Here is a 20037-nt window from a genome sequence, read left to right as displayed (position 1 = left end):
CCTTACTCTTCCTTGGCACCGTCGGACGCCGGCGTGGCATCGCTATCATCGGGAGGTCCGCGACGGCCCGTCAAGCCGGGATGCTGCCAGCCGGGGATGGTCCGGGCGCGGCTGCGCGCGACGGTCAGGGCGTCGGCCGGCGCGTCGCTGGTCAACGTTGTTCCGGCACCGATGGTGGCCCGGTCACCCACCTGGACCGGGGCGACCAGCTGGCTTCCCGAGCCGATGAAGGCGTCCTCGCCAATCTGCGTGCGGTGTTTGCGGGCACCGTCGTAGTTGCACGTGATGGTCCCCGCGCCGAGATTGGCCCGGGCCCCGACCTCAGCATCGCCGACGTAGGTGAGGTGATTGGCCTTGGCCCCGGGGCCCAGACGAGCCGCCTTGGTCTCGACGAAATTCCCCACCCGGGCGCCCTCCTCGAGCACGGTCCCGGGACGGAGATGGGCGAAGGGGCCGATCCGGCACCCGGGGCCGATCCGGGCCTGCTCGATGACAGTATAGGGTCCGAGGCGCGCCCCGTCCTCGACAACGCAGTCCCGGAGCACGGTGCCCTGGGCGATGTGCACGTTGTCGCCGAGCGCCACCTCGCCTTCCAGGGTACAGTCGGGCTCGATGGCGCAGTCGGTGCCGAAACGCACTTGACCGCGCAGAGTGAAACGCTCGGGGGCCACCAGACGCAGGCCTCCGCGCAGCAGCCGCCGGGCCTCGCGGCGCTGGTACGCCTGCTCGACTTCCGCGAGCTGGACAAGGTCGTTGATGCCGCTGGCCTCGCCGGGGTCCGCAGTGAACCGGGCGAGCACCGGGACGCCGTCCGCGACAGCAGCGGCCACCGCGTCGGTCAGGTAGTACTCCCCCTGGGCGTTGTCCGCCGACAGGGCCGCCATCCAGCGGCGCAGGTCGGCGGCCGGAGCCGCCATAAGCCCGGTATTGATTTCATCTACGCCCCGCTGCCCCGGGTCGGCGTCCTTCTCCTCGACGATCGCCACCACGCCCCCGGCTGCATCGCGGATCACGCGCCCGTAGCCGGTGGGATCGGGCACCCGGGCGGCCAGCAGCTCCAAGCCGTGTCCGTCGACCAGCGGCTCGAGGGTGGCCGGGGTAACCAGCGGGACATCGCCGTAGAGGACCAAGACCCGATGATCATCGGGGATCTGCGGTAGGGCGCAGGCGACCGCGTGGCCGGTGCCAAGCTGCTCGGGCTGCTCGACCCAGTGCACCGGATAGTCGGCGTGCGCCGCGGCGACCTCCTGGCCGCCGTGACCATAGACCACGTGCACCTGCTCCGGCCCCAAGGCGAGGGCCGTATCGAGCACGTGGGAGAGCAGGGAGCGCCCAGCCAGCGGCTGCAGCACCTTAGGCTGGGCCGAACGCATGCGGGTCCCCTTGCCCGCAGCCAGTATGACCACGGCAACAGGTGCCCGCATGGTCGGTTCCTCCGTTCGCGTCAGCGCTTGGCCCGCTTGCGCAGGCTCTCGAGGGTTCTCAGCTGCGCCATGGCTTCGGCAAGCTCCGCCTGGACGGAGCTGTAATCCACCTCGTCCTTCTGCTCGCGGAGCTTCTCCTCGGCCCGCCGCTTGGCCTCCAGGGCCGCGGCCTCGTCGATGTCACGTGCACGCACTGCGGTATCGGCGAGTACCGTCACCTTGTGCGGCTGGACCTCGAGCAGGCCCCCGGAAGCGTAGAAGAAGAATTCCTCTTCGTCGCCCTCCGGGGTGATGCGCAGCTCACCCGGACGCAGCCGGGTCAGCAGCGGGGCGTGACGCGGGGCGATACCCACGTCACCCTCGGCCGCCGGCGCGATGACCATGGTGGCCCGGCCGGCGTACAGCTGCTCTTCGGCACTTACGATGTCAACTTGGAGCGTGCTCATGGCACCCCCGGATTACAGGTTCTTGGCCTTCTCGGCGGCCTCTTCGACGGTACCGACCATGTAGAACGCCTGCTCGGGCAGGTGGTCGTACTCGCCGTCGATGATCGCCTTGAAGGACGCGACGGTGTCCTTCAGCGGGACGTACTTGCCGGGCATCCCGGTAAACACCTCCGCGACGAAGAACGGCTGGGACAGGAAGCGCTGGATCTTCCGCGCCCGGGAGACGGTGAGCTTGTCCTCCTCGGAAAGCTCGTCCATGCCCAGGATCGCGATGATGTCCTTAAGCTCCTTGTAGCGCTGCAGGACACCCTGGACCCCGCGGGCGACGTCGTAGTGCTCCTGGCCGATGACCAGCGGGTCGAGCTGGCGCGAGGTGGAGTCCAGCGGATCGACCGCCGGGTAGATACCGAGCTCGGCGATCTGGCGCGAGAGCACGATGGTCGCGTCCAGGTGAGCAAAGGTCGTCGCCGGCGCCGGGTCGGTGAGGTCGTCGGCCGGAACATAGACCGCCTGCACCGATGTGATGGAACCGGTCTTGGTGGAGGTGATGCGCTCCTGGAGCTTGCCCATCTCCTCGGCCAGCGTCGGCTGGTAGCCGACTGCCGACGGCATGCGGCCGAGCAGCGCGGAGACCTCCTGGCCGGCCAAGGTGTAACGGTAGATGTTGTCGATGAACATCAGCACGTCACGCCCCTCGTCGCGGAAGTACTCGGCCATGGTCAGGCCGGTCAGCGCGACGCGCAGGCGGTTACCCGGCGGCTCGTTCATCTGGCCGTAGACCAGCGAGACCTTGTCGAGGACGTTGGAGTCCTTCATCTCGTGGTAGAAGTCGTTGCCCTCGCGGGTGCGCTCGCCGACACCAGCAAAGACGGAGTAACCGGAGTGCTCCACCGCGATGTTGCGGATCAGCTCCATCATGTTGACCGTCTTGCCGACGCCGGCGCCGCCAAACAGGCCGACCTTGCCACCCTTGGCGAACGGGCACAGCAGGTCGATGACCTTGATCCCGGTCTCAAGCAGCTCCTGGCCGCCGGACTGGTCCTCGTAGGTCGGCGCGTTGCGGTGGATCGGCCAGCGCTCCTCGGTCTTCACGTCGCCGGCCTCGTCCACCGGCTCGCCGAGGACGTCCATGATGCGCCCCAGGGTCCCCTGGCCGACCGGCACCGAGATCGGGCCGCCGGTGTTCGAGACTTTCTCCGAGCGCGTCAGGCCGTCGGAGGACCCCATGGCGATCGTGCGGACGACGCCGTCGCCCAGCTGCTGCTGGACCTCGAGGGTCAGGCCCCGCTCGTCGACCACGAGGGCGTCGTAGATCTGCGGCACCTGGTCACGCGGAAATTCCACGTCGACCACTGCACCAATCACCTGAACGATCTTTCCAGCGCTCATTCGGATCCCCTCAGATAGCTTCTCGCGGGCCGCGCAGGCCCGCCGTTGATATTGGAAATCGGTATTAGCCCGAAACGGCCTCGGCGCCCGAGACGATCTCGGTCAGCTCCTGCGTGATCGCCGCCTGGCGGGCCTTGTTGTACGTGATCTGCAGGTCGTCGATGATCTCCGCGGCGTTGTCGGAGGCGCTCTTCATCGCGATCATTCGCGCTGCCATCTCGCAGGCGATGTTCTCGACCACGCCCTGATAGACCTGGGACTCGACGTAGCGGCGCAGCACATCATCCAGCAGCGAGGCAGCGTCCGGCTCATAGATGTAGTCCCAGTTCTCGAGCATTTCCTCCTCGCGAACCGGCTCGACCGGGATCAGCCGCTGGACCTGCGGCCGCTGGGTCATGGTGTTCACGAACTGGTTGCTCACCAGGTTCACCCGGTCGATGGTGCCGTCCACGTAGGCGTCGAGCAGGACCTTGATCGGCCCGATCATCTGCTCGAGCTTCGGGCGGTCGCCGATGTCGCGGACCTCGGCGGGGATCTCGACCCCGGTGCGCTCGAAGAAGCCGATGCCCTTGGCGCCGATGGGCACGACCTGGGCGCCGACGCCCTGCTCCTGCCAGCCCTTGAGGTCGTTGATCGCCGCCTTGAACAGGTTGACGTTCAGACCCCCGCACAGACCGCGGTCGGTGGAGACGACGATGTAGCCGACGCGCTTGACCTCGTCGCGCTCGACCAGAAACGGATGGCGGTAATCCGGATTGGCGTGGCCGAGGTGGCCGATGACCTGCCGGATTTTTTCGGCGTACGGCCGCGTCGCCTCCATACGCTCCTGGGCACGCCGCATCTTCGATGCGGCGACCATCTCCATCGCGCTTGTGATCTTCTGCGTGTTCTGAACGCTCTTGATCTTGGTCTTTACTTCTTTCGCCCCGGCCATGCCGTCACCTATGTGTCGTTAAGGGGCCGGCCGGGGAGCGTGTAGCTCCCCGGCAGCGCGTGCTCACCACGTGCGATTTTTCTTGAACGCGTCCATCGCCTTCTGCATCTCGGCGTGGATCTCGTCGTTGTAATCGCCGGTCTCCGTGATGCGCTGGAGCAGCTCGGCGTGCTCGGCACGCAGGTAGTCGAGCAGCGCCTTCTCGAAACGAACCACCTGGTCGTTCTCGACGTCGTCGACATAACCCTCGTTGGCGGCGAAGAGCACGAAGGCCATCTCACCGACCGACTGCGGCTCGTACTGCCCCTGCTTCATCAGCTCCATGGTGCGCTTGCCGCGCTCGAGCTGCTGGCGCGTGGTCTCGTCCAGATCGGAGGCGAACTGGGAGAACGCCGCCAGCTCGCGGTACTGGGCCAGCGCCAGGCGGACACCGCCGCCGAGCTTCTTGATGATCTTCGTCTGCGCCGAGCCACCCACGCGGGAGACCGACAGACCGGCGTTCACCGCGGGCCGCACGCCCGAGTTGAAGAGGTCCGTCTCGAGGTAGATCTGCCCGTCGGTGATCGAGATCACGTTCGTCGGCACGAAGGCGGACACGTCGCCGGCTTGGGTCTCGATGATGGGCAGCGCGGTCAGCGACCCCGTCTGGCCCTTGACCTCGCCATTGGTGCGACGCTCGACTTCCTCGGCGTTGATGCGCGAGGCGCGCTCGAGTAGCCGGGAGTGGAGGTAGAAGACGTCACCCGGGTACGCCTCACGACCCGGCGGCCGGCGCAGCAGCAGGGAGACCTGGCGGTAGGCCCAGGCCTGCTTAGTCAGGTCGTCGTAGATGATCAGCGCATCTTCGCCGCGGTCACGGAAGTACTCGCCCATGGCGCAGCCGGCGTAGGGGGCGATGTACTGCATGGCGGCCGACTCGGAGGCGCCGGCGTTGACGACGATGGTGTTGTCCATCGCGCCATGCTCCTCGAGCTTGCGCACCACGTTGGCCACCGTCGAGTTCTTCTGCCCGACCGCGACGTAGATGCACTTAATGCCGCTGTCCTTCTGGTTGATGATCGCGTCGACGGCCACCGCGGTCTTGCCGGTCTGGCGGTCGCCGATGATCAGCTCACGCTGACCCCGGCCGATCGGGACCATGGAGTCGATCGCCTTGAGGCCGGTTTGCACCGGCTGATCGACGCCCTCACGGGTGATAACGCCGGGAGCGACCTTCTCGATGGGCTCGCTGGTCTCGGTCTTGATCGGGCCCTTGCCGTCGCAGGGGCGGCCCAGGGCGTCGACCACGCGGCCGAGCATAGCCTCACCGACCGGCACCTCGAGGATGCGGCCCGTGCACTTGACGGTGGCCCCCTCCTTGATGTGCTGATAGTCACCGAGGAGGACGGCACCGACGGAGTCCCGCTCGAGGTTCAGAGCCATGCCGAAGGTGTCGTCAGGGAACTCCAGCATCTCGCCGAACATGACGTCGGCGAGGCCGTGGATGCGGCAGATGCCGTCGCCGACACTGACGACGGTGCCTTCGTTGCGGGCCTCAGCCGCCGCGTCGAAGTTCTCAATGCGACGCTTGATGAGCTCGCTGATCTCCGATGGATTGACTTGCATCGTCCTACCTCGTCAATGAACCAGTGCACTCGAGAGGCGGGCCAGTTTGCCCTTCACCGAGCCGTCTATGGTGGTGTCGCCAGCGCGGATAATCGCCCCCCCGATGAGGGACTCGTCGATCCGCGTCTGCAGCCGCACCTCTCGGCCGAGGCGCTTGCGGAGCGCTTCGGCCAGGCGTTCTTGCTGCGCGTCCTCGAGCTGGGTCGCCGAAAGCACCTCGACATCGACGATGCCCTCGGCCTCGGCACGCAGCTGCTCGTAGACCCGGGCGACCTCCGGCGCGTACTGCAGGCGCCGGTTGCTCGCCAGCAGCCGGACGAAATTCTTCCCGGCCTGCCCGATGTCGCCTGCCGCCTCGCAGACTGTGCCGGCGAGTTCCTCGGCACTGATCCGCGGGTGGGTGAGCAGCGAGGCGAGCTGGGGCACCTGCACCACCTCGGCCACCGCCGCAAGCCGACGCGACCAAGCCTCGCGCTCGGTCGCGTCGTCACCGGCAAGCTCGAAGACGGCGCGCGCGTAAGGTCGGGCCAGTGTGCTGCGCTCGGCCATGGCGCCTCCCTAGATTTGCGTCGCCAGATCGTCGATCAGATCCTTGTGCGCCTTGGCGTCCACCTCGCGCTTCAGGATCTGGCTGCTCGCCTGCACGGCGATGGTTGAGACCTGCTTGCGCAGGTCCTCGCGGGCCCGCTGGATCTCCTGATCGATCTCCTCACGGGCGGAGGCCAGGATCCGGTCGGCCTCGGTGCGGGCCTCGGCCCGCGCCTCTTCGATCATCTCGGCCTGACGCTTGTTGGCCTGGTTGATGATCTGGCTGGCCTGCTCGCGGGCGTCCCGCAGCATGGCGTCGACCTCGGCCTGAGCCTTCTCCAGCTCCTCCTTGCCGCGTTCACCGGCGGCGAGGCCGTCGGCAATCTGCTTCTGCCGGTCGGCAAGCGCCTGTTGGATCGGCGGCCAGACGAATTTCATGGTGAACCAGACGAACAGCGCGAAGCTGATCATCGGCCCCCAGAACGTGGCACCAAAGTTCACGGTTTCACCTCCGATCGAGCTGGCGGCTTAAAAGCGCCGGCGTGTGTTTACGCGCCGGCGGCGGCCTCGACAGCACCCAGGAACGGGTTGGCGAAGGTGAAGAACAGCGCGATACCAACGCCGATCATGGCGACGGCGTCGAGCAGGCCGGCGACCAGGAACATGCGAACCTGCAGCATCGGGGCCATCTCGGGCTGACGGGCGACGCCCTCGAGGAACTTGCCGCCGAGGAGGCCGAAGCCGATACCGGTGCCGATGGCGCCGCCGGCGATCAGGATGCCCACGGTCAGGGCGGTCAGCCCCTGGACGTTAGCAATGAGCTCTGCGAGTTCCATGTGATTCCTCCCGGATTCTCAGTATCGAAAGTGGGGCAGTTTAATGTTCTTCATACGCCATGGCCAGATAGACCACGGTGAGCATCATGAAGATGAAGGCCTGCAGCGGCACGACCAGGATGTGGAAGATCGCCCAGGGCGTGCCGAGCGCCCACTGGATCCACCACGGGAGCAGAGAGATCAGGATGAAGACCAGCTCTGCGGCGTAGAGGTTGCCGAACAGTCGCAGGGAGAGCGACACCGGCTTGGCGATGAACTCCACGACGTTGAGGATCAGGTTGGCCGGAGCCAGCCACGGGCCCAGGGGATGGGTGACCCAGCTCTTGAGCCAGCCACCGACACCCTGGCCCATCACGCCGTAGATGATGATCAGCGCCAGCACGCTCAGGGACAGGCCGAAGGTGAAATTCAGGTCGACACTGGGAAGGATCTTCCAGTAGTCCACCCCCACGGCCATCATGATGCTCGGCACCATGTCGATCGGCACGAGGTCCATCAGGTTGGAGAGGAAGACCCAGCAAAAGATGGTCAGCGCCAGCGGCGCGATGACCTTGCTCTTCGCGTGGAAGGTCTCCTTCACCGTCTTGTCGATGAACTCGATCATGGCTTCGACGAAGTTCTGCAGCCCACCCGGTACGCCCGGCGTGGCCTGGCGGGCGGCCAGCCAGAAGACGTAGCAGAACAACGCGCCGAGACCGAACGACATGATCAGGGTATCGATATGGAGCGTCCAGAAGCCGGTGGCCCCGGAGTCGATCGTACCCTCGGTCAGGTCCAGGCGAAGGTTGGTGAGGTGGTGCTGGATGTAGTCCGTCGCGTCGAACTCGCTGTCGGCGCTCATGGCAAACGTTGCTCCCCGGTTTGGTACCGCGCGGATGCGCTAGGTACGGAGGGCCCCCAAGAAGAAGAACCAGTAGGTGCCTAGGGCGGCTGCGTACGTTGTTATCAGCGGCAGAAAGTGCCCGCTTAACCATCGGAGCGCGATAATAAAGAGCACCGCCGTGAGAATCAACTTCACGACTTCTCCGATGTAAAAAGCCCTGAGCACTTGCCGGGGCGCCGTCCCCGGCGCCTTGGAAAAGACGTGGGCCGCGTAGTAGGCCGAGGGGACGATGGCGATCGCGGCACCGCAGGCCGCGGCGATGGCCGACCAACCACCGTCCAGGAGCCAGAGGCCAGTGGCTATGGTGCCAACGCCGGCTTGGGTCAGCAGGACAGCGATAACCACCCGTAACGCCGGGCGGCGGCTGCGCCACATGCCCTGTGGCTCGTAATCCTGATTGAGGGCTTCGCTCACTTCCACGCTTTACGCCCTACGGCATCGATAAGTGGCGGAGTCTAAACGGCGGCATCAGGGGGGTCAAATCAGGCTCCCTTACTCAACGGATACGTCCGAGGATGCCGTCGAGTTCCTCGAGGCTGCTGTAACGGATGACCAGCCGGCCCTTGCCCTGGCGGCGGCTGTGCTGGATGTCCACCGGCGCCCCCAACCGATCGGCGAGCGTATCGCGCAGTCGCTCGACATCCGGGTCGAGGCGCCGGGCATCACCGCCCTGCTCCTGTTCGCTCTCCGAGGGCGCCGCGGCGGCCTTCTGGTAGCGGCGGACCAGGGATTCCGTCTGGCGCACGGTCAGCTGATCGCGGGCTACGCGGGCGGCCGCCTCGCTCTGCGCGGTGCCCGTCAGTCCGGCCAGGGCCTTGGCGTGCCCGGCTTCGAGGCGGCCCTCGCTGACCAATCGCTGTACATCCTCATTCAGTTCGAGCAGCCGCAGCAGGTTCGTTACCGCGGTACGGGAGCGCCCCACCGCCTCGGCGGTCTTCTGATGGGAGAGGCCGAACTCGTGGATCAGCCGCTGCAGGGCACCGGCGGCCTCCAGCGGGTTGAGGTCTTCGCGCTGGAGGTTCTCGATCAGACCGACGGCAATGGCGGCCTCGTCGGGGATGTCGCGGACCAGCGCCGGCACGTGGTCGATACCGGCGCGTTGAGCGGCGCGCCAGCGGCGCTCACCTGCGACGATCTGATAGCGGCCGGCCTCGGTGGGGCGCACCACCAGCGGCTGGACGACGCCCTGGGCGCGGATGGAATCGGCCAGCTCCTGCAGGGCCTGATCGTCAAAGTGGCGCCGCGGCTGATGGGGGCCACGCTCCAGCAGATCCACGGGCAGGTCATGAAGCTCGCCGCCATCCACCGGCTGGCCGGCGGCGACGGCACCGGGCTCGGCACCGAGCAGGGCATCCAGGCCGCGGCCGAGACCACGCTTCTTGTTCGACATACGTCTGCTCTCTCCTCGGGTTGCGTGCGGTGAGTCGATCAGGCGGAGGCGGCCGTGGCCGCCTGGCCGCTGCGGTGGCGGCGTTCCATCTCGGTGGCCAGGGCCATATACGCCAGGGCGCCGCGCGAGGCGCGATCGTAAGCAAGGGCCGGTAATCCGTGGCTGGGCGCTTCGGCGAGGCGCACGTTGCGCGGGATCATGGTGCGATAGAGCTGCGCCTCGAAGTGGGCGGCGAGCTGCTCACCGACCTGATTGGCCAGGTTATTGCGGGCGTCATACATGGTACGCAGCAGCCCGTCGATGGCGAGGCTCGGGTTGGCGCTGGCCTGGACTCCGCGGACGGTATCGAGCAGCGCAGTCAATCCCTCGAGGGCGAAGTACTCGCACTGGATCGGGATCAGAACCCCGTGAGCGGCCACCAGGGCGTTCAGGGTGAGGATATTCAGCGAGGGCGGACAGTCGATGAGGATGTAGTCGTAGTCCTCGGTGACGGCGCGGAGCTGACGACTGAGTCGCTGTTCACGCCGGTCCGCCTCCAGCAACTCGACCTCGGCGGCGGTCAGGTCTCCGTTCGCGGGCAGGACGTCAAAGCCGGCGCCCTCGATGGCATGGATCGCCTCGGAGACAGCCGCCTGCTCGGCCAGGACCTCGTAGGCGGTCGGGGCAATCGCGCGGCGATCCAGCCCCGAGCCGACGGTGGCGTTGCCCTGCGGATCCAGGTCGATGAGCAGGACGCGCTTGCGGTTGGCGGCCAGCGAGGCGGCCAGGTTGACGCAGGTGGTGGTCTTGCCGACGCCGCCCTTCTGATTGGTGATTGCGATGATCCGACCCATGACACTCTCCTGCGTTTCGGCTCCCGGCCAGGCCGGGGTCAGGGTTGAACGGGCGCGCGGCGGATGACGAGTCGGGCGCGCCCCTGACCGGCGATGGCCGGCAACTCGTGAACCTCGAGCTCCGCGGCAACCTCGCCGGGAAGCTCGGCCAACTCTTCCTCGATGCGCTCGCCCTTGAGGGCGAGCAACGCCCCGCCCGGCGCGAGCAGGCACCGTGTTCCCTCGATCAGTCTGACCAGTGGGGCAACGGCACGTGCGGTGACGACCGCAAAGGTGCGCTGGTCGAACGATTCCATGCGCGCCTGACGGACCTGGACGTGGCTCAGACCCAGTTCGGTGGCGCATTGACGGAGGAAGCGCGTCTTCTTGCCGTTGCTGTCGATCAGGGTGACCGGCCGTTCGGGCTCCACCAGGGCCAGAGCGAGACCGGGGAACCCTGCGCCACTGCCGACATCCGCCAGGGCGCCGGGCGGGAGATGGTGCCGCACCACCAGGCTGTCGAGCAGGTGGCGATCGATGAGCGTCCCGGTATCCCGCGCAGCGGTGAGATTGTACGCGCGATTCCAGCGCATGAGCAGGGACAGGTACGCCTCGAGGCGCTGCCGGGCAGGGCCATCGAGGTCGATATCGAGCTCCTCAAGGCGCGCATTCAGGTGGTTACGCGGCATCTTCATCCTCACTGACAGCCCGCAGCCACCCGCGGCGGCGTAGATGAATGAGCAGCAGCGAGATGGCAGCAGGGGTCACGCCGGGCAGGCGTGCGGCCTGCCCCACCGTTGTTGGGCGCATACGGGTCAGCCGCTCGCGCACCTCGGTCGAGAGGCCATCGATGGCCCCATAGTCCAGGGCGTCCGGGATACGGACGCTCGAATAGCGCTGGTGGCGCTGGTTTTCCAGGTCCTGCCGTTCCACGTAGCCGTCGTAGCGCGCCTCGATCTCCAGCTGCCGCACGGCACGCTCTGTTGGCCGGTCGGTCTCCAGGGCGCCGATGAAGCGGACATCGTCGTACGAGAGTTCGGGGCGGCGCAGAAGGTCGTAGAGGCTCTGATCGCGCCGAAGACGTGCGCCCAGACGCTCCTCCTGCGCAGCGGAGAGCCCCCCCGGCTGAACACGCGTCGCCTGCAGGCGCTGGCGCTCGCTCTCCAGCGCATCCCGGTAGCGCGCGAAGCCGGCCCACTGCGCCTCTCCGACCGAGCCCAGGCCGCGGCCGATCTCCGTCAAGCGGTCCTCGGCGTTGTCATCACGCAGACGCAGTCGGTGCTCGGCACGGCTGGTGAACATTCGGTACGGCTCGGTGACGCCGGTGGTGACCAGATCGTCGATCAGCACGCCGATATAAGCCTCATCCCGCGTCGGGAACCAAGGATCCTCGCCGGCGGGTACACGGGCTGCGTTGAGTCCGGCGATCAGTCCCTGGGCGGCGGCCTCCTCGTAGCCGGTGGTGCCGTTGATCTGCCCAGCCAGATAGAGCCCGCCGACGGTGGCACTTTCCAGCCAAGGGGTCAGTCCGCGGGGGTCGAGATAGTCGTACTCGATGGCGTAGCCGGGGCGGGTGATTTGTGCCTGCTCGAGGCCCGGCATGCTGCGGATCAGGGCCTCCTGAACGGCAAATGGCAGCCCGGTGGAGACGCCATTGGGGTAGAGCTCAGTGGCGTGGAGCCCCTCGGGCTCGAGGAACACCTGATGGTGATCGCGATCGGCGAAACGTACCACCTTGTCCTCGATGGACGGACAGTAGCGCGGCCCAGAGGACTGGATGGCACCGCTGTACATCGGCGACTCGTCGAGCGCATCACGGATGATGCGGTGGGTCTCGGGGGTCGTCCAGCTGATCAGGCAAGCCGCCTCGGGGAGCGGGCGCTCCGGCGGACAGAACGGCGAGAACAGTGGGCGCGGGTTGTCCCCGTGTTGGGCGTCTAAACGGTCAACCGCGACGCTGCGGCGGTCGATGCGCGGCGGGGTGCCGGTCTTCAGCCGCTGAACCGGCAGACCGAGATCGCGCAACGATGCCGCCAACTGATCGGCCGCCGGATCGCCGGCACGCCCCGCGCTGTGGCGGGAGGCCCCGATGTGGATCCGTCCGGCCAGGAAGGTTCCGGCCGTGATGACCACTGCTGGGGCATGGAAGCGGGCACCGCTTTCGGTCCGTACGCCGCAACAGCGATCACCCTCGATCAGCAGCTCGTCGGCAGCATCCTGAAAGAGCGCGAGGCTGGGAAGGACGTCGAGTGCCTGTCGAGCGGCACGGGCGTACGTCGGTCGGTCCGCTTGGATGCGGGTCGCACGAACCGCTGGGCCCTTGCGCTGGTTCAGCACGCGCGCGTGGATAGCCGAGGCGTCGGCAAGGCGCCCCATGACGCCGCCAAGGGCATCAATCTCACGCACCAGGTGCCCCTTACCGATCCCGCCGATGGCGGGGTTGCAGGAGAGCGCACCAATAGTCTCAAGATTGTGCGTGATCAGCAGGGTCGAACGCCCCAGACGGGCGGCCGCAGCGGCGGCCTCGGTGCCGGCATGGCCGCCGCCTATAACGATGACATCGTAGCGGTTGGTGTTCATGCGGGGATTTTGGGCCGCCGGGGCAGAACCCTCAAGGGGGATGTTCCACGTGGAACAGTGCACACCCCCCGACTGGGCTCCCCTCCCCAAAACCGGAGTGTTCCACGTGGAACTACTTGCCGATGCAGAACCCGGAGAAGATCCGATCCAGTAGTGCTTCGTGGCTGACGCAGCCTGTAATCTCGCCCAGCGAGCTCTGCGCCCGACGCAAGGCCTCCGCGACCAGCTCTTCCTCACCGCCCCGCGTCGCTGCCCCCAGCGCCTCTTCGAGTTCTCCGGCGGCCCGATCCAGCGCATCCAAATGACGCTGCCGCGCCGCCCAGGCGTCGTCCCCAGCCTCGCCGGCCACCAGCGACTCCAGACCGTCGCGAAACGCCTCCATGCCAGCCCCGGTCCGCGCACTGACCCGCGCCACCGACACGTGCCCACCGAGTGCGCCACCCTCTTCCCACCCGGGTGCCTCCCCGGTCTCGTCGATCTTGTTCCAGACCACAACCGCCGGCCCGGGCGCCTGCGCCTCCAGCCGCTCTCGCAGCTCCCCGTCGAGCGCCCCACCGGCCTCCACAACCACTAAAAGCAGATCCGCCTCCGCTGCAGCCGCCCGTGCACGCCGGGCGCCTTCAGCCTCGATTTCGTCCTGCTCCTCGGCACGCCGTAATCCGGCCGTATCCAGCAGCTCCGCCCGCCTCGCCCCGATCACCGCCCGCTGCCGCACCACATCCCGCGTGGTGCCCGCGCGACCCGAGACAATCGCCGCCTCCTCCCCGCTCAGCCCGTTCAGCAAGCTCGATTTCCCAGCGTTCGGCGGCCCAATGAGCACCACCCGCATTCCATCGCCGAGTCGGACCCCTGCCGATGCACGCCGCCGAATCTCCTCAAGCTCCCCCAGCAAACCCCGAACCTCTCTGCCGAGCTCCGGCGGATCGGCCGGCACGTCCTCGTCGTCCGGGAAATCCAGGAAGGCTTCCACATGCGCCCGCAGCTCGAGCATGCGCTCCCCAAGCCGATCCACCCGCTGCCCGAAAGCGCCGGAAAGAGCGCGCAGCGCCGCCCGACGAGCGCTGTCCGTCTCCGCCTCGACCAAAGACGCCACCGCCTCGGCCTGCGTCAGATCCAGCCGACCATTGAGGAAGGCGCGCTCCGAGAACTCCCCGGGCCCAGCCGGACGCGCTCCCGCCGCGCAGAGCGCCCCGAGGATCGCTCCCACCGCCGCAGGGCTCCCGTGGCCCTGCAGCTCCACCACGTCCTCCCCGGTATACGACGCCGGCGCCTTGAAAACCAGAACCAGCCCTTGATCGAGCACTTCCCCGGCCGCATCCCGAAAGCGCCGCAGTGCCGCCTCCCGCGCCGCCGGCAGCGGACCGGCCACCGCTTCCGCGACCGCCAGTGCCCGCCGACCGGATACCCGAACGACAGCGACCCCGCCCTGCCCGGGCGGGGTCGCCATCGCACAGATCGTGTCGGCCTGCCGGCCGTCGTCTACGCTGTGTCGGATTTCTCCACCTGACGCAGTATGTACCATTGCTGTGCGATCGACAGGATGTTGTTGGTCAGCCAGTAGAGTACCAGTCCCGCCGGGAACAGCATGAAGAAGCCGGTGAACACGAAGGGCAGGACCTGCATCACCCGCTTCTGGATCGGATCCATCGGCGGCGGGTTCAGCTTCATCTGCACCAGCATGCTCGCGCCCATCAGCAACGGCAGGATGAAGTAGGGATCGCGGCTGGACAGATCCTGGATCCAGAGCATGAACGGCGCGTGCCGCAGCTCGACACTCTCGACCAGGACCCAGTACAGGGCGATAAACACCGGGATCTGCACCAGGATCGGCAGGCAGCCGCCCAGCGGGTTGATCTTCTCCTTCTTGTAGAGCTCCATCAGCGCTTGGTTCATCTGCTGCCGATCATCCGAGTAACGCTCCCGGATCTGTTGCATCTTCGGCTGAACCTTGCGCATCTTCGCCATCGAGCGATAGCTGATCGCAGAGAGCTTATAGAAGGCGATCTTAATCAACAGCGTCAGGATCAGGATCGCCACGCCCCAGTTCTTGACCAGGTTTTCGATCTGATCCAACGCCCAGAACAGCGGGTTGGCGAGGATGGTCAGGAACCCGTAATCCACGGTCAGACGCAGGTCGTCGACCTCCAGCGCCGACCCCACCGCCGTAAGCCGGTCCTGCTCCTTAGGGCCGATGAACAGCCGGTTCGTCTTCTGACCGCTTTCCCCCGCCTCGAGCTGCAGCCACGGCGAAGACATGCCGAGCAGGTACGTCTCCTGCGGGAGTGCCCGCGTGTAGTAACGGTACGTCTCGCCACGCTCCGGGATCATCACCCCGAGGAAGTAGTGCTGGAGCATGGCCGCCCACCCGTCACGCACGTCCCGCGACAGGTCCGAGTCCTCCATGTCGCTGAAGGAGATCCGGCTAAAGCGATCCTCCTGCGTATACAGCGACCCCCCGGTGAAGCTGTGGATGTACCACGGCGTGGTGCCCGGCGGATCCGGCCGCCGACGCAGCTGGATGAACTGGAACCCGCTCCAGTCCGCCTCGGCGTTGTTCTCGACCTCGTGGCGGACATCCACCAGGTAGCTGTCCCGCCGGAAGGTGTAGACCTTGCGCACCTTGACGCCGTCTTGCTCCCAGACCAACGGAACCTCGACGGTGTCCTCGCCCTCGCCGAGCTCGAACGCCTCCTGCTCCACCTCGTAGCGGGCGTCTCGGCCTGGTACAGGTCCATCGCCGCCGAGCCCCGCCTGAGCGACGAACAACGGTTCACCCTCATCGCGCAACAGCCGGTACGGCGTCGGGTCGTCCGAAGCCTTCTGGTGCTTGAGCAGATCCAGTTGCCGAATGTCACCGCCCCGGGTGCTGATCTCCGCCTCAACCAGATCGGTCCTCACCCGCACCCGCTTGGCATCCTCCTCGTCCGGATCCACGACCCCTTCCGCCATCGGGTCCCCGGCGTCGGGCTCCTCGGCCCGGGACGGTGCATCCGGTGCCTCGTCGTCGACTTCGACCTCCTGTTCCTCCACCACTGTTTCCGCGGGTTCCATCTGCTCCCGCTCCCAGGCGAAGTACAACAGCAGGCTGATCCCGGCCAGGGCGATCAGGAGGATGAGGCGTTGATTCTCCATGGGGATCTACTCTCGCGTACGGTCGGTGCGCTCCGGTACGGGGTCGAGCCCGCCCGGATGCCACGGGTGACATTTGCCCAGACGCTTCGCCGCCAGCCAACCTCCGCGCCACGGACCGTGACGGGAGATCGCCTCTGCGGCGTATTCAGAACAGGTCGGGAGGAAACGGCAGCGCGGCCCCAGAAACGGGCTCACCACATACTGATAGGTTCGAATCACCCCGATCAGGAGCCATCGCATGGCCGCCCCCGCGCGTGCGCCCAGAGTTCCTCCAGCGCGCTGAAAAGGGTCGCGTTGTCCGCCTCGGCGACGGCACCGCGCACCCCAACCACAAAATCGCGGTCCGGCAGAGCCGCCTGCCGGACCCGGAAACTTTCGCGGATGATCCGCTTGACTCGGTGCCGTTGTGTGGCCCGGCGCAGTACCCGTTTGGGCACGGCCAGCCCCAGCCGCGGGCGCCCGCACCCATTTTGCCGCGCGCTGATGCGGAAGTAGCGGTTCGACGCCCGCCACTCCGGGGTTCGGAGCACTCCCTCGAACTCCGCACGCTGGAGCAGCCGTGCGGCCCGCGGGAACCTCTCGTCGACCGACAAGAGGAAGCAGGGACCCGGATCAGGCCGTCGGGGTCAGACGCTTGCGCCCCTTGGCGCGGCGGCGCTTGAGCACGAGGCGACCGCCCCGGGTGGCCATGCGGGCGCGGAACCCGTGGGTCCGCTTACGCTTGATATTACTCGGCTGATACGTGCGTTTCATGGTTCACGACTCGTTCATAGAAAGGGATCGGGAGGCCGTCCTCCGGCCAGTGAGCCGCGAATCTACTTCGCCATCAAGGGCCTGTCAATTGCTACAGCGACGCACCGCGTTGCTGTGGAAAACCGGGGAAACCTGTGGATAACCTCCGGACCCCCATTTAGACTGTGTCGTCCACAACCCCCGGCCTTCCCGGCCCACCACCCGGAACAACGAGGTAGCCGTCACGATGGACGACTCGGTCTGGAGCGCGTGCCTTCAGCAGCTAGAGCGCGAGATCCCCGAGCAGCAGCTCAACACCTGGATTCGACCCCTGCAGGCGCAGCTCGAGGGCGACGCCCTGCGCCTCTATGCGCCGAACCGCTTCGTCCTCGATTGGGTGCGCGACAACTTCTCCGCGCGCATCGGCGAACTCCTCGCCGAGATCCGTCCCGGTGAAGCGCTGCGCGTGGAGCTTGAGATCGGCTCCCCGCCCACGCCAGAACAGCGCCAGGGCAGCACCGGCGGTACGGCGCAGGCGTCCACGCAGCGCAGCTCCGAACCGCGACAGCGACCCGTCGACTCCAATCTCAACCCCGGCTTCACCTTCGATTCCTTCGTCGAGGGCAAGTCGAACCAGCTTGCCCGTGCCGCCAGCATGCAGGTCGCCGACAACCCGGGCGGCGCCTACAACCCCCTCTTCCTCTACGGCGGGGTCGGTCTCGGCAAGACCCACCTAATGCACGCCGTCGGCAACGCCATCCGCACGGCCCGCCCCGAGGCCCGCGTCCTCTACCTGCACTCGGAACGCTTCGTCGCCGAGATGGTCAAGGCGCTCCAGCACAATGCGATCAACGAGTTCAAGCGCCATTATCGCAACCTGGATGCCCTGCTCATCGACGACATCCAGTTTTTCGCAGGCAAGGAGCGCTCACAGGAGGAGTTCTTCCACACCTTCAACGCCCTGCTCGAAAGTGAGCAGCAGGTGATCATGACCTGCGATCGCTACCCGAAGGAGGTCAACGGCCTCGAAGAGCGTCTGAAGTCCCGTTTCGGTTGGGGGCTCACGGTGGCCATTGAGCCACCCGAACTCGAAACCCGCGTCGCTATTCTCAAAAGCAAGGCCATCCGCGACGGCGTCGACCTCCCCGATGAGGTCGCCTTCTTTGTTGCCAAACGCCTGCGCTCGAACGTCCGCGAGCTTGAGGGCGCCCTGCGCCGCATCACCGCCAATGCGCAGTTCACCGGCCGCGCCATCGATGTCGACTTCGCCAAGGAGGCCCTGCGCGACCTCCTCGCGCTCCAGGACAAGCTAGTAACCATCGACAACATCCAGAAGACCGTGGCGGCCTACTACAAGATCCGCGTCGGCGATCTGCTCTCCAAGCGTCGCAGCCGGTCCATCACGCGGCCCCGCCACATGGCCATGGTCCTGGCTAAGGAACTGACTTCCCACTCACTGCCCGAGATCGGCGACGCCTTCGGCGGTCGCGACCACAGCACCGTCCTCCACGCCTGCCGCAACATCAAATCGCTGATCGAGGACGATGCACGCCTCGCCGAGGACTACGACAACCTGTTGAGAACCCTGAGCACTTAACCGGGCGCAAGCTGTGGAAAACCCGTGGAGGCTTTCCCGCCTCATTTTCCTCCCCAGGTTTTCCACACGTGGCACACCACTGGCACCGGTACTTGTTGTGAACTCTTTGTTCCTTCCCAGACAGTGCCTTATCAACGCTTTCCACAGGTTGACGCGGGGCCAATAACAACAACAAGCTTTCTCTTTTCCTAAGCAGTCATTACAGCCAACGAGGACGAACATGCGCTTCGAGGTCCAACGCGAACCCCTGCTCGCCGCTCTCCAGTCCATCGTCGGGGTCGTCGAGCGCCGCCAGACCCTGCCCGTTCTCGGCAATATCCGGGTCGAAGCACGCCCGGAACAGGTCCAGCTGACCGCCACCGACCTCGAGGTGGAACTCGTCGCCTACCTCGAGGCTCATACCCAAGACGAGGGTGTCATTACTCTTCCTGCGCGGAAATGGCTGGATATATGCCGTAATCTTCCGGAAGGTGCCTCGATCAGCATCGAAACGAACCAGGATCGCGCTACGCTTCGTGCCGCCAGCAGCCGTTTTTCCCTCGCCACCCTGCCGGCCGACGAATTCCCCGAGGTAGAGTCCATCGGCCAAACCGAGTCCGTCGATATACCACGCACGGAGCTGCGCAAACTGATCGAGCGCACCCATTTCTCCATGGCGCAGCACGACGTCCGCTACTACCTCAACGGTCTGCTCCTCGAGCTCACCGGCAGCGGCGCGCGTGCGGTGGCCACCGACGGTCACCGCCTCGCCCTGGCCGAGAGCGACAGCCCGGTGAGCGTCTCCCAACCTCGGCAGGTCATCGTGCCGCGCAAAGGTGTCCAGGAGCTCTTGCGCCTGCTCGATGACGCTGATGAATCCGCCACCCTGGAATTCGGCACCAACCACGTTCGCGTCACCCTCCAATCGGTGCGCTTCACCTCCAAGCTCATCGATGGTGTCTTCCCCGACTACAATCGGGTGATCCCCCAGGACGGCGACAAGCACGTGCTGATCGACCGCCAATACCTGCGTCAGGCCCTGACCCGCGTCGCCATCCTCTCCAACGAGAAATACCGGGGCATCCGCTTTGCGGTGGAGGGCGACACCCTTCGCATCGGTTCGCACAATCCCGAACAGGAAGAGGCCGAGGAGGAAGTCAGCGTCGACTATGGCGGTGACGCCGTGGAGCTCGGTTTCAACGCGAACTACCTCCTCGACGCCCTCGGCGCCCTGGACACCGAACGCGTGCAGGTCACCCTGACCGATGCCAGCAGCAGCGGCTTGATCCGCGGGGAGGGCCTGGACAACGCCCGCTACGTCGTGATGCCGATGCGGCTCTGAGCTGAATGGAACGCCTGGAGGTCCACGGCTTCCGCAATCTGGATGAGACCCAGCTGCGGCCCCACCCTCACGTCAACGTGGTGACCGGGCCCAACGGCGCGGGAAAGACCAGCCTGCTTGAGGCCATCTACTTCCTCTCGCGGGTTCGTTCCTTCCGCACCCGGCAGAGCGATCGGTTGATCCGCTGGGGGGCGGACGAGGCGCGGGTCATCGCCGGCCGCGGCCAGGATCGCCTGGGGGTGGCCCGCTCCCCCGGCCATACCCGGCTGCGTCTCAACGGCGCCGACGCCAGCACCCGGTCGGCGCTGGCAGCCCGCCTACCGGTGCAGCTGATCAACACCGAGCACCAGCGCCTGCTGCTCGATGGACCCCGGGTCCGCCGCCAGTTCCTCGACTGGGGCACCTTCCACCTGGAGCCCGGCTACCGC

General features: G+C 66.5%; 22 protein-coding genes. 3 read left to right on the top strand and 19 right to left on the bottom strand.

Annotated elements, in window-relative coordinates:
* Positions 1 to 2: 2 nt before the first annotated feature.
* The 19 genes from glmU to rpmH all read right to left on the bottom strand — a co-directional run bounded on the left by glmU (position 3) and on the right by rpmH (position 16712).
* The gene (gene glmU / locus LRA98_RS07215; RefSeq protein WP_238633376.1) at positions 3 to 1424 is read right to left on the bottom strand and encodes a bifunctional UDP-N-acetylglucosamine diphosphorylase/glucosamine-1-phosphate N-acetyltransferase GlmU; all 1422 of its coding nucleotides are present in this window, start codon (positions 1422 to 1424) and stop codon (positions 3 to 5) included.
* 20 nt (positions 1425 to 1444) lie between these two features.
* A complete protein-coding gene (locus LRA98_RS07210) occupies positions 1445 to 1870 on the bottom strand; it encodes a F0F1 ATP synthase subunit epsilon (protein ID WP_238633375.1) in 426 nt (141 codons plus the stop codon).
* A 12-nt stretch (positions 1871 to 1882) separates the two neighbouring features.
* Positions 1883 to 3259 (bottom strand): F0F1 ATP synthase subunit beta, encoded by a 1377-nt coding sequence (atpD, locus tag LRA98_RS07205; RefSeq protein WP_238633374.1) that lies wholly within the window; start codon positions 3257 to 3259, stop codon positions 1883 to 1885.
* 64 nt (positions 3260 to 3323) lie between these two features.
* Positions 3324 to 4193: a F0F1 ATP synthase subunit gamma gene (gene atpG / locus LRA98_RS07200; RefSeq protein WP_011815216.1), complete on the bottom strand. Its 870-nt coding sequence runs from the start codon at positions 4191 to 4193 to the stop codon at positions 3324 to 3326.
* 63 nt (positions 4194 to 4256) lie between these two features.
* Positions 4257 to 5798, bottom strand: coding sequence for a F0F1 ATP synthase subunit alpha (gene atpA / locus LRA98_RS07195; RefSeq protein ID WP_238633373.1), 1542 nt, complete (start codon positions 5796 to 5798; stop codon positions 4257 to 4259).
* 12 nt (positions 5799 to 5810) lie between these two features.
* Complete coding sequence (locus LRA98_RS07190) at positions 5811 to 6347, bottom strand: F0F1 ATP synthase subunit delta (protein WP_201170249.1); 537 nt, start codon at positions 6345 to 6347, stop codon at positions 5811 to 5813.
* A 9-nt stretch (positions 6348 to 6356) separates the two neighbouring features.
* Positions 6357 to 6827, bottom strand: a complete 471-nt coding sequence (locus LRA98_RS07185; protein WP_201170247.1) for a F0F1 ATP synthase subunit B — start codon at positions 6825 to 6827, stop codon at positions 6357 to 6359.
* Between the two features lie 47 nt (positions 6828 to 6874).
* On the bottom strand, positions 6875 to 7162 hold the full coding sequence (gene atpE / locus LRA98_RS07180; RefSeq protein WP_011815220.1) for a F0F1 ATP synthase subunit C: 288 nt from the start codon (positions 7160 to 7162) through the stop codon (positions 6875 to 6877).
* Between the two features lie 40 nt (positions 7163 to 7202).
* The gene (atpB, locus tag LRA98_RS07175) at positions 7203 to 8003 is read right to left on the bottom strand and encodes a F0F1 ATP synthase subunit A (protein WP_201170245.1); all 801 of its coding nucleotides are present in this window, start codon (positions 8001 to 8003) and stop codon (positions 7203 to 7205) included.
* Between the two features lie 39 nt (positions 8004 to 8042).
* A complete protein-coding gene (locus LRA98_RS07170; protein WP_201170242.1) occupies positions 8043 to 8465 on the bottom strand; it encodes an ATP synthase subunit I in 423 nt (140 codons plus the stop codon).
* A 76-nt stretch (positions 8466 to 8541) separates the two neighbouring features.
* Positions 8542 to 9435: a ParB/RepB/Spo0J family partition protein gene (locus LRA98_RS07165; RefSeq protein WP_201170239.1), complete on the bottom strand. Its 894-nt coding sequence runs from the start codon at positions 9433 to 9435 to the stop codon at positions 8542 to 8544.
* 38 nt (positions 9436 to 9473) lie between these two features.
* Positions 9474 to 10268 (bottom strand): ParA family protein, encoded by a 795-nt coding sequence (locus tag LRA98_RS07160; RefSeq protein WP_201170236.1) that lies wholly within the window; start codon positions 10266 to 10268, stop codon positions 9474 to 9476.
* A 38-nt stretch (positions 10269 to 10306) separates the two neighbouring features.
* The gene (gene rsmG, locus LRA98_RS07155; RefSeq protein ID WP_201242131.1) at positions 10307 to 10936 is read right to left on the bottom strand and encodes a 16S rRNA (guanine(527)-N(7))-methyltransferase RsmG; all 630 of its coding nucleotides are present in this window, start codon (positions 10934 to 10936) and stop codon (positions 10307 to 10309) included.
* Entirely contained in the window at positions 10926 to 12827 is a 1902-nt protein-coding gene (mnmG, locus tag LRA98_RS07150; RefSeq protein ID WP_238633372.1) for a tRNA uridine-5-carboxymethylaminomethyl(34) synthesis enzyme MnmG, read from the bottom strand. The genes rsmG and mnmG overlap by 11 nt, the downstream gene beginning before the upstream one ends.
* Before the next feature lie 112 nt (positions 12828 to 12939).
* The gene (gene mnmE, locus LRA98_RS07145; protein WP_274519888.1) at positions 12940 to 14349 is read right to left on the bottom strand and encodes a tRNA uridine-5-carboxymethylaminomethyl(34) synthesis GTPase MnmE; all 1410 of its coding nucleotides are present in this window, start codon (positions 14347 to 14349) and stop codon (positions 12940 to 12942) included.
* Positions 14307 to 15959 carry a membrane protein insertase YidC gene (gene yidC, locus LRA98_RS07140; RefSeq protein WP_201242134.1) on the bottom strand — a complete coding sequence of 551 codons (1653 nt, stop codon included), beginning with the start codon at positions 15957 to 15959 and terminating at the stop codon, positions 14307 to 14309. The genes mnmE and yidC overlap by 43 nt, the downstream gene beginning before the upstream one ends.
* A gap of 6 nt (positions 15960 to 15965) precedes the next feature.
* Positions 15966 to 16199 carry a membrane protein insertion efficiency factor YidD gene (gene yidD / locus LRA98_RS07135; protein WP_238633370.1) on the bottom strand — a complete coding sequence of 78 codons (234 nt, stop codon included), beginning with the start codon at positions 16197 to 16199 and terminating at the stop codon, positions 15966 to 15968.
* Positions 16184 to 16552 (bottom strand): ribonuclease P protein component, encoded by a 369-nt coding sequence (gene rnpA / locus LRA98_RS07130; protein ID WP_201170220.1) that lies wholly within the window; start codon positions 16550 to 16552, stop codon positions 16184 to 16186. The genes yidD and rnpA overlap by 16 nt, the downstream gene beginning before the upstream one ends.
* A gap of 19 nt (positions 16553 to 16571) precedes the next feature.
* Complete coding sequence (rpmH, locus tag LRA98_RS07125; protein ID WP_011814026.1) at positions 16572 to 16712, bottom strand: 50S ribosomal protein L34; 141 nt, start codon at positions 16710 to 16712, stop codon at positions 16572 to 16574.
* A gap of 226 nt (positions 16713 to 16938) precedes the next feature.
* Between rpmH and dnaA the strand changes: the two genes are divergently transcribed.
* From dnaA to LRA98_RS07110, 3 genes are all read left to right on the top strand, one after another.
* Positions 16939 to 18288, top strand: a complete 1350-nt coding sequence (gene dnaA / locus LRA98_RS07120) for a chromosomal replication initiator protein DnaA (RefSeq protein ID WP_201170217.1) — start codon at positions 16939 to 16941, stop codon at positions 18286 to 18288.
* Positions 18289 to 18508: 220 nt separating this feature from the next.
* Complete coding sequence (gene dnaN, locus LRA98_RS07115; RefSeq protein ID WP_238633368.1) at positions 18509 to 19609, top strand: DNA polymerase III subunit beta; 1101 nt, start codon at positions 18509 to 18511, stop codon at positions 19607 to 19609.
* 5 nt (positions 19610 to 19614) lie between these two features.
* On the top strand, positions 19615 to 20037 hold a 423-nt coding region (locus LRA98_RS07110), incomplete at its 3' end, for an AAA family ATPase (protein WP_238640828.1).

Origin of the sequence: Halorhodospira sp. M38 (assembly GCF_022227985.1) — a bacterium.
GTDB classification, from domain to species: domain Bacteria; phylum Pseudomonadota; class Gammaproteobacteria; order Nitrococcales; family Halorhodospiraceae; genus Halorhodospira; species Halorhodospira halophila_A.
This window is presented reverse-complemented; position numbering and strand designations above follow the sequence as displayed.

What these genes read in the sequence shown, in the direction of transcription:
- LRA98_RS07190 (WP_201170249.1), bottom strand. Translation starts at nt 6,347, where the DNA reads ATGGCCGAGCGCAGCACACTGGCCCGACCTTACGCGCGCGCCGTCTTC.
- rsmG (WP_201242131.1), bottom strand. Translation starts at nt 10,936, where the DNA reads ATGCCGCGTAACCACCTGAATGCGCGCCTTGAGGAGCTCGATATCGAC.
- atpA (WP_238633373.1), bottom strand. Translation starts at nt 5,798, where the DNA reads ATGCAAGTCAATCCATCGGAGATCAGCGAGCTCATCAAGCGTCGCATT.
- LRA98_RS07165 (WP_201170239.1), bottom strand. Translation starts at nt 9,435, where the DNA reads ATGTCGAACAAGAAGCGTGGTCTCGGCCGCGGCCTGGATGCCCTGCTC.
- yidD (WP_238633370.1), bottom strand. Translation starts at nt 16,199, where the DNA reads ATGCGATGGCTCCTGATCGGGGTGATTCGAACCTATCAGTATGTGGTG.
- LRA98_RS07210 (WP_238633375.1), bottom strand. Translation starts at nt 1,870, where the DNA reads ATGAGCACGCTCCAAGTTGACATCGTAAGTGCCGAAGAGCAGCTGTAC.
- dnaN (WP_238633368.1), top strand. Translation starts at nt 18,509, where the DNA reads ATGCGCTTCGAGGTCCAACGCGAACCCCTGCTCGCCGCTCTCCAGTCC.
- mnmE (WP_274519888.1), bottom strand. Translation starts at nt 14,349, where the DNA reads ATGGTACATACTGCGTCAGGTGGAGAAATCCGACACAGCGTAGACGAC.
- atpG (WP_011815216.1), bottom strand. Translation starts at nt 4,193, where the DNA reads ATGGCCGGGGCGAAAGAAGTAAAGACCAAGATCAAGAGCGTTCAGAAC.
- mnmG (WP_238633372.1), bottom strand. Translation starts at nt 12,827, where the DNA reads ATGAACACCAACCGCTACGATGTCATCGTTATAGGCGGCGGCCATGCC.
- dnaA (WP_201170217.1), top strand. Translation starts at nt 16,939, where the DNA reads ATGGACGACTCGGTCTGGAGCGCGTGCCTTCAGCAGCTAGAGCGCGAG.
- glmU (WP_238633376.1), bottom strand. Translation starts at nt 1,424, where the DNA reads ATGCGGGCACCTGTTGCCGTGGTCATACTGGCTGCGGGCAAGGGGACC.
- yidC (WP_201242134.1), bottom strand. Translation starts at nt 15,959, where the DNA reads ATGGAGAATCAACGCCTCATCCTCCTGATCGCCCTGGCCGGGATCAGC.
- atpE (WP_011815220.1), bottom strand. Translation starts at nt 7,162, where the DNA reads ATGGAACTCGCAGAGCTCATTGCTAACGTCCAGGGGCTGACCGCCCTG.
- rpmH (WP_011814026.1), bottom strand. Translation starts at nt 16,712, where the DNA reads ATGAAACGCACGTATCAGCCGAGTAATATCAAGCGTAAGCGGACCCAC.
- atpD (WP_238633374.1), bottom strand. Translation starts at nt 3,259, where the DNA reads ATGAGCGCTGGAAAGATCGTTCAGGTGATTGGTGCAGTGGTCGACGTG.
- atpB (WP_201170245.1), bottom strand. Translation starts at nt 8,003, where the DNA reads ATGAGCGCCGACAGCGAGTTCGACGCGACGGACTACATCCAGCACCAC.
- LRA98_RS07160 (WP_201170236.1), bottom strand. Translation starts at nt 10,268, where the DNA reads ATGGGTCGGATCATCGCAATCACCAATCAGAAGGGCGGCGTCGGCAAG.